The 12,455-nt window shown below is 41.9% G+C and carries 10 protein-coding genes and 2 riboswitches; of the genes, 9 read left to right on the top strand and 1 reads right to left on the bottom strand.

What is annotated here, in order from left to right; genetic code table 11:
- Positions 1–14: 14 nt before the first annotated feature.
- Positions 15–1,328, top strand: a complete 1,314-nt coding sequence (locus LCM09_RS05280; RefSeq protein ID WP_224879295.1) for an anti-sigma factor domain-containing protein — start codon at positions 15–17, stop codon at positions 1,326–1,328.
- 102 nt (positions 1,329–1,430) lie between these two features.
- Here the strand turns inward: LCM09_RS05280 and LCM09_RS05275 are convergent, their stop codons facing one another.
- Positions 1,431–1,850, bottom strand: coding sequence for a TlpA disulfide reductase family protein (locus tag LCM09_RS05275; protein WP_224879293.1), 420 nt, complete (start codon positions 1,848–1,850; stop codon positions 1,431–1,433).
- Positions 1,851–2,016: 166 nt separating this feature from the next.
- Positions 2,017–2,126, top strand: a riboswitch (SAM riboswitch).
- 108 nt (positions 2,127–2,234) lie between these two features.
- Here LCM09_RS05275 and metX point away from each other — a divergent pair.
- The 8 genes from metX (at position 2,235) to LCM09_RS05235 (ending at position 12,127) form a co-directional block, all read left to right on the top strand.
- Entirely contained in the window at positions 2,235–3,308 is a 1,074-nt protein-coding gene (gene metX, locus LCM09_RS05270; protein ID WP_224879291.1) for a homoserine O-acetyltransferase MetX, read from the top strand.
- A 15-nt stretch (positions 3,309–3,323) separates the two neighbouring features.
- Complete coding sequence (locus tag LCM09_RS05265) at positions 3,324–4,622, top strand: O-acetylhomoserine aminocarboxypropyltransferase/cysteine synthase family protein (protein ID WP_224879289.1); 1,299 nt, start codon at positions 3,324–3,326, stop codon at positions 4,620–4,622.
- A 28-nt stretch (positions 4,623–4,650) separates the two neighbouring features.
- Positions 4,651–4,763, top strand: a riboswitch (SAM riboswitch).
- Between the two features lie 72 nt (positions 4,764–4,835).
- On the top strand, positions 4,836–6,614 hold the full coding sequence (locus LCM09_RS05260) for a PLP-dependent aspartate aminotransferase family protein (protein ID WP_224880098.1): 1,779 nt from the start codon (positions 4,836–4,838) through the stop codon (positions 6,612–6,614).
- Between the two features lie 22 nt (positions 6,615–6,636).
- Entirely contained in the window at positions 6,637–7,644 is a 1,008-nt protein-coding gene (locus LCM09_RS05255; RefSeq protein WP_224879287.1) for an aliphatic sulfonate ABC transporter substrate-binding protein, read from the top strand.
- 15 nt (positions 7,645–7,659) lie between these two features.
- Complete coding sequence (locus LCM09_RS05250) at positions 7,660–8,490, top strand: ABC transporter permease (protein ID WP_224879285.1); 831 nt, start codon at positions 7,660–7,662, stop codon at positions 8,488–8,490.
- Between the two features lie 12 nt (positions 8,491–8,502).
- Positions 8,503–9,258: an ABC transporter ATP-binding protein gene (locus LCM09_RS05245; RefSeq protein WP_224879283.1), complete on the top strand. Its 756-nt coding sequence runs from the start codon at positions 8,503–8,505 to the stop codon at positions 9,256–9,258.
- Positions 9,255–10,910, top strand: a complete 1,656-nt coding sequence (acsA, locus tag LCM09_RS05240) for an acetate--CoA ligase (protein WP_224879281.1) — start codon at positions 9,255–9,257, stop codon at positions 10,908–10,910. The genes LCM09_RS05245 and acsA overlap by 4 nt, the downstream gene beginning before the upstream one ends.
- Positions 10,911–10,924: 14 nt before the next feature.
- Positions 10,925–12,127 (top strand): homoserine dehydrogenase, encoded by a 1,203-nt coding sequence (locus LCM09_RS05235; RefSeq protein ID WP_224879279.1) that lies wholly within the window; start codon positions 10,925–10,927, stop codon positions 12,125–12,127.
- Positions 12,128–12,455: the final 328 nt, after the last annotated feature.

Here is a 12,455-nt window from a genome sequence, read left to right as displayed (position 1 = left end):
GAGGGGGCCAGGGGATGAAAAACGGGGTTATTATGGAGATACGAGGCAGAAAAGCCGTAGTCCTGACACCCGATGGTGAATTTACAACAATCTATCTTAAACGAAATCATAATCTATCAATTGGCTCTGAAATTAAACTTGCACAAAAACCTCAGAAAAATAGAAAAGGTTACTTTATCCCCTCTATGCCAACTATGGCAGGAATGGCATCGATCATCATGCTTTTTGTCATTGTGGCGAGTGTCATTCCTGTCCCGAATAACGATGCAGTTGCTGCTTATGTTAGCTTCGACATCAATCCAAGTATCGAGGTGGGAATCAACTCCGATCTTGAAGTTGTACAGTATCAAGCATGGAATTCGGACGGTGAAGGGTTGAATTTAGATCATACAACAAAGAATATGCCGCTCGCTGAATTTGCGAATGTCCTTGTTTCAAAACTCGAAGAGAATGGGTACCTAATGGACCAAGGACAGCTTCTTATCGTAGCGAGTAATGTTGAAAAAAACAGTCGCTATCAGGAAATCAAAAATAAACTAGAAGTAACGATTAATAGTTTGAAACAAAACGAAGTTCTTACAAAACAAGCTGTTGCCATTACGACTATTTTACATGCCGATTATCAAACGCGGAATAAAGCAATTGAAAAAGGCGTGTCTCCTGGAAAATACATGACGTATTTAGCTGCACAAGATCGTGGAGTTGCGATTACTCTTGAGGATGCACGTAACCTCTCTATTAAGAAGTTGGATGCACTTAACAATCGCGCAACTGCTTCGGAAGATACTACTTCTGAAGAGAATGAAGCCGAACCTATCAAAAATGAAACGAACAACTTAGAAAATAAGATCACTCAGCTTAATGATAAATCCAGCAAAGCTGTTTCCAGTGAATCTGATGAGAAAAAAAAAGTACAAAGTAAACAGGACCTTGATCCGGTCGTAAAAGAAGAAAAAGATTCAATCGGTAAGCTATCTGATAATGGACAATTCTCAACTCAGCAAACTAGTGACAAAACTGTTGAAACGAAAAAGGTTTCTGAACCTAAGGAAACGTCTATAGAAAAAAAAGATAGAAAAAAAGAAGAGAAAGATAACAAAAACAATCGTTCCTCGAAGGAAGATCACAAAAAGGATAACGATGAAGATCGAAAAGAACATGATGATGAGAGAGAGAAAGAAGATCATGATGACGAGAAAGATGAGAAAGACAAAGACAAAGATGATCGTAAAGACAAACGCGAAGATAAGCATGAGGAAAAGCACGAAGGTAAACACGACAGGCATTCGAAAGATGATGAAGATCGCGAAGAGCAAGAAGACGATTAAGAGAGAGTTTTACTCTTATTCAAAAAGATTAACGCTATTATTTTATATTATTAAAGAAAAGCCAGGGGATTTCCCTGGCTTTTTTCGTTGTGTCTTATAGTTTTAAAGCATGATTGTAGGGAGCACTTTGACGATGTCCATGAATGATGCCTGATCTCCGAAGGTCTCTACAATATTGTGTTCTTTATCTAGAAGTACCGTTGTAGGAACACCACTACAGCCATATTGATCATATGTCTCTCTTCCTTCGTCCTTTAGTACCGGAAAAGGGAGGTCGTTTTTGATTGCAAATTGTTTGCCGGCTTCTTCTGAACGTTCTCGCCCAGTCACATTGATTGTAAGAAATGCAAGTTTTTCTAAGTCGGCGTGTTCATAAAATTGTCCTTTCGTAGGTAGGTCCTTCATACAATCAGGACACCACGATGCCCAAAAGGTAAGCATAACGGGCTGCCCTAAATAATCATTTAAAGAATATTTTTTATCACTACGGACCTCTTGTAAAGAAAACGTAGGTGCTTTCACAAAAAGTCTCCTTTCGAATATTGTTATGGTAACCTTATCAAAATTCTCGTTCTAATCAAACCGTTTTGTGTGTATAGTGAATTTGTATAAACTTTCAAAAAAAAGTTTGACACTAATGCATTGCCTTGCTAAAATAATACTCAATCACAAAGTAATTGAATATTCGTACTTATCTAGAGTGGCGGAGGGACTGGCCCGATGAAGCCCGGCAACCGTCAAACCATTATGGTTTGAAAAGGTGCCAATTCCTGCAGGATTATTCCTGGAAGATAAGCAGAGCTGATTTTATATAATCGTGCCTCTCTGTCTTTCAGAGAGGCTTTTTTATTTGGTATAAACTATAAACATCTGAAATTGGTAATGCGTGATGGGAGTGATCGTGAGTTGGAAAGAGAGACGAATTACGAAGACCAAAGGGTCTCCATTGGCTCGTTCGTTCTCGAATCAGGAAAAGTACTTGAAGAAGTTGAGCTTGCTTATGAACGAGTTGGACCGAAAGAAGCGCCAGTCATTTTAGTCTGTCATGCACTAACAGGGAATCAATATACGGTTGGAAGAAGCGAGGATGGGTGGTGGGAAGGCCTTATCGGTCATCGCAAATTTGTAGATACTTCGGAATTCCAGGTCATCACATTCAATGTTCTAGGTGGATGCAATGGTTCGACTGGTCCATTATCACTTGATCCGAGTAGGAACCGTCCTTATCAGGCAGATTTTCCTTTCGTAAGTGTGAGAGATATGGTCCATTCTCAAAAGAGAGCGCTTGAAGCTCTTGGCATTGACCGCCTTCACGCAGTCATTGGTGGATCACTTGGAGGAATGCAGGTTCTCGAGTGGGGAATCCTTTATCCAGATATCATGGAGCACCTCGTACCATTAGCAGTGACACCATCTTTAAGCGCATACGGAATTGCATATAACGCAATATCGAGACACGCGATAACGAAAGACCCTGAATGGAGAGGGGGCTATTACGATCATGCCCACCCACCAGCTGCAGGCCTAGCTACAGCGCGTATGATCGGAATGATATCGTATCGAACAGATGAAATGTTTCAAAAGAAATTTGGCAGGAAGGTGATTGGAAAACCTGAAGATCAGCATACAGAGGCTGCCTACGACGTTGAATCATACCTTAAATACCAGGGGCAAAAGCTTGTTGGAAGGTTTGATGCTAACAGCTACTTGTACTTATTAAAAGCAATGGATCATCATGATATCACTAGAGGTAGGGATGGCACTTCACCCATCAAAAAGATTAAAGCAAATGTTTTAGCGATTAGTTTTAAGGGTGATTTAATATACCCGCCAAAGGATCTTGAAAACGTATTTAACCTTGAGAGCATGGCACAATTCTATATCGTCGATACAAAATATGGTCATGATGGATTCCTTGTAGAATTTGAAAAATGGGGTCCATTAATTAAAGAGCGATTAAAAGAACCATCAAAAATTTGAAGGAGTGGATAAGAGATGGCAGAGAAACGTTATAACTTAGAAACAATTGGAATTCATGGTGGATTGCAGGCTGACCCTGCTACAGGAGCAAGAGCATTACCGATCTATCAATCGAATGCTTATAAATTTAATAGCACAGATCATGCAGCTGATTTGTTTGGATTAAGAGAGGAAGGATTTATCTATTCACGGATCGGTAATCCAACTGTTGGTACCCTTGAAGAACGTGTTGCTGAGCTCGAGGGTGGAATTGGAGCTCTTGGACTTGCGAGCGGCATGGCTGCTATCACAAATGCAATCTTGAATATCGCCAATAGTGGAGATGAAATTGTATCAGCTTCTACTTTATATGGCGGGACATACAACCTATTCTCTACAACCCTTCCTAAATACGGCATTAAAACCAACTTTGTTGATCCGAAAGATCCGGAATCGTTTCGAAAAGCCATTACCCCGAATACGAAGGCGATTTTCGCTGAAACGATCGGGAATCCTGGACTTCACGTCCTCGATATAGAGAAAGTAGCAGAAATCGCTCATGATGCTGGAATTCCATTAATCGTCGACAATACATTTGCCACCCCTTATTTGTGCAGGCCAATCGAACATGGTGCTGATATCGTAGTACACTCTGCGACAAAATGGCTTGGTGGGAACGGCTCAACGATGGGAGGCCTAATTGTGGATAGTGGTAAGTTCGATTGGAACTCATCGAAGTTTCCAGGTTTCATTGAACCAGATCCTTCTTATCACAACATCGTATATGCTGAAGCACTTCCTGAAGCAGCTTTCATCATCAAAGCGCGTGTTCAACTATTGCGAGATACTGGTGCATCACTAAGTCCTTTTAACGCTTTCCAAATCGCTCTAGGAATTGAAACACTTCACGTTCGGATGAAGGAACACGTTCAGAATACACGTAAAATCGTATCCTATTTGAAAGAAAATCCTGCGGTTGAGTGGGTAAGCTATCCTGAAGACGAAAACCATCCTTCAAAGCCCCTTGCAGAGAAATATTTACCGAAAGGAGCAGGATCAGTAGTCGTATTTGGAATCAAAGGGGGACGTGAAACTGGTGCAGGTATTATTAATTCAGTGAATCTGTGGTCCCATGTAGCAAATGTTGGCGATGCAAAAAGCTTGATTATTCATCCTGCAAGCACGACACATCAGCAGCTTAGTGCAGAAGAATTAACAGCCTCTGGTGTTAAAGATGATTTGATTCGATTGTCTGTAGGAATTGAACATATCGATGATCTCATCGAAGATTTGGATCAGGCCATTTCAAAAGCAAGAATAGAAGCTAGCGTATAACAGAAACCATCCAAAACTAAATAGATCACTCTTATCAAGAGAGGCAGAGGGACTGGCCCGATGATGCCCGGCAACCTTTAAGCAATCCGCTTAAAAAGGTGCTACTTCCAGCAGAATAGCTACTATTCTGAGAGATAAGAGGAGGCGAATGCCCTCTTCTTATTGAAGAGGGCATTTTTTATTACCTATACAACAATTACTGGAGGAATCATGATGACACAACAATATCAGTTCGACACACTATCGCTTCACGGTGGCCAATCACCAGATCCTACAACAGGATCAAGAGCAGTACCGATTTATCAAACGAGTTCGTATGTGTTCCATGATAGCGAGCACGCGGAGAGACTGTTTTCTCTTGATGAACCAGGCAATATTTATTCAAGGATTGGAAATCCAACTGTAGATGTTTTTGAGAAGCGTATGGCTCTTCTTGAAGAAGGTGTGGCAGCCGTTGCAACATCTTCTGGGCAGGCGGCGATTGCACTTTCGATTTTGAATATTGCAAGTGCCGGAGACGAGATTGTAGCGGCTTCAAACTTATACGGAGGAACTTATAATTTGTTTGCCGTGACACTCCCGAGGTACGGGATCAATGTGAAATTCGTCGATCCTACTGACCCAGAAAATTTCAGAGAAGCGATTACTAGTAAAACAAAGGGAGTTTTCGCAGAAATCATTGGGAATCCTAGTTTGTCCGTTCTCCACGTTGAAAAGGTGTCAGCGATTGCTCATGATGCAGGAATTCCATTGATTGTCGATAACACGTTTGCTACGCCTTATGCTTGTAAGCCACTGACGTTAGGTGCGGATATCGTAGTTCATTCTGCGACAAAGTGGATCGGAGGGCACGGGACATCGATTGGAGGTGTGGTTGTCGATGGAGGGCGGTTTGATTGGAATTCTCCAAAGTTCCCTACGTTCACTGAACCAGATGAAAGTTACAACGGAATTCGCTATGCGATTGATTTTGCGACACTCGCATTCAGTACAAAATTACGCGTTCAGCTGCTTCGTGATTTTGGTTCTTGCTTAAGCCCATTCAATGCATTTCTTCTACTACAAGGACTTGAGACGCTTCATCTTCGAGCAGAGAAGCACAATGAAAACGCACGTAAGCTAGCAATCTATTTGCAAGATCATCCTGCTGTAGATTGGGTGAGTTACCCAGGCTTACCAACTCATCCATCCTATAACGATGCAAAAGAGATCCTAACGAATGGTTTCGGGGCAGTCGTTAACTTTGGAATTAAAGGAGGAAAAGAAGCAGGTCGGAAGCTTATCGATCATGTCTCTCTTTGGTCTCATCTTGCAAATGTTGGCGATGCGAAAAGCCTGATTATTCATCCAGCGAGTACGACTCATCAACAGCTAAGTAGAGAACAGCTACAACGAGCGGGAGTGAAAGAAGAGCTTATCCGCCTTTCTGTAGGGGTCGAGGGTGCAGATGATTTGATTTTTGATTTAGATCAATCGCTCCGCAAAGCAACTGGTTTAGAAACTGACACGTGTATCGTCATCAATGATGAAGGTGAGATTCAATGGGCCCTGCAAAGTCCTTATCAGAAAGAGAAGATTAATGGAATTGACACCCAAAGACAGAAAACACTTGCTGTTGTAGGTCTTAGTGGGAATGAATCCCGCCCAAGTCATCGGTTAGCTAGGAAAATGCAGAGGTTAGGATACAAGATTATTCCTGTCAATCCGAAGGCCGACTACATCCTAGGTGAAAAAGCTTACCCAAATTTAAAGAGTGTTCCAGATTATATAGATGTTGTGCAGGTATTTAGAAGTCCTGAGGCAGCTGTGGAGATCGCAAAAGAAGCTGCCGAGGTGAAACCACGTTTATTCTGGCTTCAAGAAGGTGTGGTATCAGAAAAAGCTGCACAAATAGCAGCTGATGCGGGTCTACAGGTAGTTCACAATCGTTGCACATACAAAGAGGCTCAAAGGCTTAGAGGCACGATTTCAACATATGCGTGTGAACGTTAAATAGGGAGAGGGAGAAATCATTATGAAGAGAATTCCATGGATTAATTTAAGAAGTTTGGTAGCACTCTCATTGGTAGCCGCGTTGATTCTAATAAGCGCAGGTTGTTCTTCTTCAGGAGCTTCTTCGAGCGAAGGGCCAGACGAATTAAGAGTAGATTATGCTTATTATTCACCTACTAGCCTCGTTGTGAAAAAGCAAGGCCTGCTTGAGGAGGAGTTTAAGGGTGACAATATCAAGATTGAATATGTGCTGAGTCAAGGAAGTAACAAAGCTCTAGAATTCTTAAATAGCAATAGTGTTGATTTTGGTTCTACAGCAGGTGCGGCAGCATTAATGGCAAAAGCGAAGGGCGCACCGATTAAGAACGTGTATATTTATTCAAAACCTGAATGGACGGCGTTAGTGACAGATAAGGGTTCAGATATTAGTAGTGTTAAAGATTTAAAAGGAAAGAAGGTTGCAGCAACCTTAGGTACAGACCCTTATATTTTCTTACTTCGTTCATTGAATGAAGTGGGGCTGACGCAAGATGATATTGAACTAGTGAACCTTCAGCATGGTGACGGTGCATCTGCCTTAAGTACTGGTCAAGTGGATGCGTGGGCAGGGTTAGATCCTCATATGGCACGCCTTGAACTAGAGACGGGCTCAAAACTATTCTATCGAAATGCAGATTTGAATACGTACGGCTTTTTGAACACCAGGACTGAATTTGCTGAGAAATATCCAGAGCATGTAAAGCGTGTGATTAGCGTATACGAGAAAGCTAGAAAATGGGTCATCGATCACCCAGAAGAAGCAGCACAGTTACTAGCTGAAGAAGCTGATATTAAGCTTGACGTAGCTAAGAAACAATTGGAACGAAACGATTTTTCAAACCCAATTCCTGGTGAAGAACAGAATAAAGCGATCATTAAAGCAGGAGACGTTCTTCAGAAGAGCGAGATCATCGATCAGGGTGCAGATATCCAATCGTTAACAAATGATCTGATCGATCCATCGTTTGCAGAAGAAGTTATTACAGAATAGAAAGGGGATAAGGAGATGGCAAAACAACATACAGAAGCACTCCCCTTAAAGGGGATCGCGGGTAAGTCTGCCGAGAGACAACTTAGGTTACACCCGATCCTTATTGGAAGTATCCTCCCCTTTATTTTGTTAATCATATGGGAGTCATTAAGTAGATTAGGTATACTACCGTCTTATTTACTCCCAGCTCCCACTGTTATTTTTAGCACGATTGTAGAATTGGGTGCAGATGGCTCTCTTTTTGGTCATATTGGAATAACATTATATCGAATTTTCTTAGGCTTTCTCTTAGGAGCTGCATCAGCATTATTGCTAGGCTCATTCGTTGGCATTTACCGAAAAGCAGAGCAATTTTTTGATCCGATCATTCAAGCATTTCGTTCGATCCCATCTCTTGCCTGGGTTCCACTTTTCATCTTATGGATGGGTATTGCTGAAGCATCGAAAGTTACGCTGATTGCTGTTGGTGTATTCTTCCCTGTTTATCTGAATGTGGTGAGCGGGATTTTGAGTGTGGATCGTCAGTTGATCGAGGTTGGCAAAATGTACGGATTAAATAGTTATCAATTAGTAAAACGAATCATTCTTCCAGCTTCGCTCCCTTCTTTCCTTGTCGGTCTCAGAAGTGGTTTAGGTCTTGGGTGGATGTTTGTTGTCGCAGCTGAATTAATGGGGGCAAGTCAAGGACTGGGTTATTTACTCGTACTTGGACAAAACACGTATTCTCCAGAGTTGATTATCGCGAGCATCGTTCTCTTTGCATTACTTGGGAAAGTAAGTGATGCCCTATTAAAGAAAGTGGAGTACCGATCATTACACTGGCAGGATCGAATGGAACAACGTTGAGGGGGAGTCACAATGAGTCTACAAGTACGTAACGTAAGTAAAGAATTTGAAACCCGAAAGGCCATTAGTAATATTTCGTTCAACACAGAGAGTGGTGAAATTATAGGAATACTAGGAACGAGCGGTTGTGGGAAAAGTACGTTGTTACGAGCAGTTTCGGGACTAGATTCATCGTATACGGGTGATGTGATTATCGATGGCGAAGTTTGCAACGATATTGATGAAAGACTAGGGTTTATTTTTCAACAACCAAGACTTATGCCGTGGTTATCTGTACTCGACAACGTGTCGTTTGGTTTAAAGGGCGGGAAGGAAGAACGACGGTCGAATGCTGCGAGATACCTTGATCTTGTTGGGCTTAAAGGAAATGAACAAGATTATCCAAAGCAACTTTCTGGAGGGATGGCCCAACGCGTTGCGATTGCGAGAGCGCTTGTTACGTCACCACAATATTTGTTATTAGATGAACCATTTAGTGCACTGGATGCGTTTACGAAAATGAAGCTTCAGGACTTATTGTTAGACATCTGGGAGGCTTACAAAACAACTATTCTACTCGTCACTCATGATGTGGAGGAAGCACTGTATCTTTGTGACAGACTTATTATCTTAAAGGGGCAACCAGGACGGAAAGATGAAGAGATTGTTATCGATGAACCACGACCTCGTTCTCGTGGAAGTGTAAACCTCGCGGAATACAAAGAACATATCTTAGAGAGGTTGGAATTGACTACATCTGCAACCGAAATCGGAGGGGCTACCACATGAGTATATCCATACCAAAGCAAATTCCTTCAGAAGCAACAGGTACAAATCTAGGAAGTTATGAAGAGGCTTATGAAACGTTTCAGTGGGGGAAGGTAGAAGATCAATTTATCAATCATACTACTGGAAAAATGAATGTTGCTTATGAGTGCATCGACCGCCACGTAGAAAATGGCTATGGTCATAAAAAGGCATTGTATTATGTTAACGAAAATACGAAAACCTCACTCACGTTCGAAGAAGTGAAGAACAAGACAGATCAGTTTGCGGCTGTACTCAAAAAGCATGGGATAAGAAAAGGAGAAAGAGTGTTTGTTTTTCTTCCTAAGAACCCAGAGTGCTACATCGCCATACTTGCTGTAATCAAAATTGGTGCGATCGCTGCACCATTGTTCGAAGCATTTATGGAAGAAGCTGTGAAGGATCGCATCGTTGATTGCGACGGTACAGCACTCATAACTGATGGAGAGCTCCAAAAGAGGGTGCCTGCTAATGAAATACCATCACTTACTCTCATTCTTACGACGGATGAAATTGAAGAAGCGCATGTACAGGAAAGGGAACCTATTGAATGGTCTGATCCTGAAGATGGCTTTTTGCTTCACTATACGAGCGGGTCAACAGGGAAACCAAAAGGAGTTCTTCATGCACATCGTTCGATGATCCACCATTATCAATCGGGTAAGTGGGTTCTCGATATTAGAGATTCAGACGTTTATTGGTGCACGTCACACCCTGGATGGGTGACTGGAAGTGTCTATGGATTGTTTGCCCCCTGGTTAAATAAAGCAACGATTGTGATTAATGGAGGACGTTTTAAGGCAGAAGATTGGTATAACATAATCGACGATTTGAATGTCACAATCTGGTATAGCGCGCCAACTGCATTTCGGATGTTAAAGGCAAAAGAAGATATAGTAGAAAACTATCGTTTAACTTCATTACGTCACATTCTTAGTGTTGGAGAACCATTGAACCCAGAAGTGATCCATTGGGCCTCACGAGTATGGGGACAAAGGATTCACGACACTTGGTGGATGACGGAAACGGGTGGACACCTCATTGTGAATTTCCCAGGCGAATCGATTAAACCTGGCTCAATGGGACGGCCATTTCCAGGTGTAAAGGTTGGGATCCTAGATGAGGACGGAAAGGAAGTACCTGTAGAAAAAACGGGACAGCTGGCGATTCAGGCACCATGGCCAGGATTAATGAAAACGATTTGGAAAAACGATGAGAAATTCGAAAGCTATTTTCCGTATCCGGGTTGGTATGTATCAGGTGATCTTGCTTATAAAGATGAGGAAGGATTTATATTCTTTCAGGGACGTGATGACGATATGATTAATTCCTCAGGGGAGCGGATCGGTCCGTTTGAAGTAGAAAGCCAGTTGATTACTCATCCTGCAGTTGCTGAGGCAGGTGTGGTTGGCAAACCCGATCCACTTAGAGGTGAAATCGTAAAAGCATACGTCACATTAAGACATGGCTATGAAAGAAATGAGAATCTTCTAGAAGAAATTCGACTTCATGTGAGGAAGAACCTTGCAGCACACGCTGCACCACGAGAGATAGAAGTGCTAGACGAACTACCGAAAACGAAAATAAGCGGGAAGATCTTGAGAAGAGTCTTGAAGGAATGGGCAATACAATAACGGAGGTGATAGGATTGGATACACTGCACGTAGCGCTGATTGGTTTCGGCACAGTTGGTAAAGGCATTTATCAATGCATCGAGAAACAGAGAGAACAATTAGAGAGCTTGCTTCAGAAAAAGATTTCGATCGACGCCATCTTAATTAAAAACGCTGAATTACAACGTGAAGTAGACGAGGGAACGGTAGTGACGACGGAATTTGATGAACTATTGAACCTACCTCAGCTCGATGTTGTGTTTGAAGCGATCAACGGTGTCGAACCTGCAGAAACCTATTTGTCTAGATTAATAGAAAAAGGCTGTCATATCGTCACAGCTAATAAAGAGTTACTTGCGACGAGTGGAAGTAGGATAAGGGAGTTAGCAGCAACGCACAAGGTAGGCTTAAGGTACGAAGCATCCGTTGCGGCATCTATTCCGATTCTAAGCACGTTGAGAGAGGGGGTTAGAAGCAACCAACTTAGCGAAATCAGCGGAATATTAAATGGGACCTCTAATTTCATTCTCAATGAATTACAAGAAAAGGGCATCACATTTGAAGAAGCTCTAAGGGTTGCGCAGGACAAAGGGTACGCTGAAGCTGATCCCAAAAATGATATTGATGGCTGGGATGCGTTTTATAAGATTCTCATTCTATCTGACATTGTATACGGTCAGCAGCCTAAATGGGAAAACGTAGTTAGGAAAGGCATAAGCGATGTTACTAGTTTCGATATCAAAAAAGCTGAAGCAATTGGTCTCCGAATTAAACATACAGCGAACCTTAGCTTAAGTGCTGAAGGACCCGTTATTTCTGTTGAGCCAGTTGCAATTTCTAATACCCATCCTTTTTTCAATGTTACAGGTGTTAACAATGCTGTATGTGTTTCTAGTAACCTCGCAGGTGACATTACACTACAGGGACCAGGGGCAGGTGCAGAACCTACTGCTAGTGCTATGATTGAGGATTTGCTTAGCCTACATCGAAACAGCACGGACGCAGTGTATTACTCTAGCCTAGAAAAAGCAGAGGATGGAGATCAGAACTTTCTGCTGATAGGTGATGATGCTGCCTTAAGTAACCTAACCTTTCTTCCATCGTCCGAAGAGGGTGCTTACTATGCCACGGGCAATCGGAGAGATATTGAAGCAGCATTACAGACTCATCCTCATGTAAAGGTTTATCCGATGTATGGAACTGAAAATAGGTTAACACCCCAGATAGAATTAATTTAAACACATCTTCCCCCCCCTCTGAGTTTTGGAGGGGGTTTCCTCTTAATGGATTGTAAGCGCTTTAATAAAATTTACAATAAAAAATTTTATGTCATGTAATCTCACTCATGTAAAGGTTGTAAGCGGTTGCAAATAAACTGATATATCTAAATAGTCTAAAAACTTTCGTGAAGGGTGTTGACCTTCACCAGAAACGGGAGTATTATTGTCCTCAATTAAACAAATTATCAAAACAATTCAAACATTCAACAAGGACCTAACTCGTATGGTCCTACAAATTAAACTTGATGCTTTAATGCGTCTATTACCAAAAGGAAAGGAGTGAACA

This window comes from Guptibacillus algicola, assembly GCF_020171805.1.
GTDB classification, from domain to species: Bacteria; Bacillota; Bacilli; order Bacillales; family Guptibacillaceae; genus Guptibacillus; species Guptibacillus algicola.
This window is presented reverse-complemented; position numbering and strand designations above follow the sequence as displayed.

Bases quoted from the DNA above. Each gene is read 5' to 3' on its own strand.
- LCM09_RS05280 (WP_224879295.1), top strand. From the start codon at position 15: ATGAAAAACGGGGTTATTATGGAGATACGAGGCAGAAAAGCCGTAGTC.
- LCM09_RS05265 (WP_224879289.1), top strand. From the start codon at position 3,324: ATGGCAGAGAAACGTTATAACTTAGAAACAATTGGAATTCATGGTGGA.
- LCM09_RS05260 (WP_224880098.1), top strand. From the start codon at position 4,836: ATGACACAACAATATCAGTTCGACACACTATCGCTTCACGGTGGCCAA.
- LCM09_RS05255 (WP_224879287.1), top strand. From the start codon at position 6,637: ATGAAGAGAATTCCATGGATTAATTTAAGAAGTTTGGTAGCACTCTCA.
- LCM09_RS05250 (WP_224879285.1), top strand. From the start codon at position 7,660: ATGGCAAAACAACATACAGAAGCACTCCCCTTAAAGGGGATCGCGGGT.
- LCM09_RS05245 (WP_224879283.1), top strand. From the start codon at position 8,503: ATGAGTCTACAAGTACGTAACGTAAGTAAAGAATTTGAAACCCGAAAG.
- acsA (WP_224879281.1), top strand. From the start codon at position 9,255: ATGAGTATATCCATACCAAAGCAAATTCCTTCAGAAGCAACAGGTACA.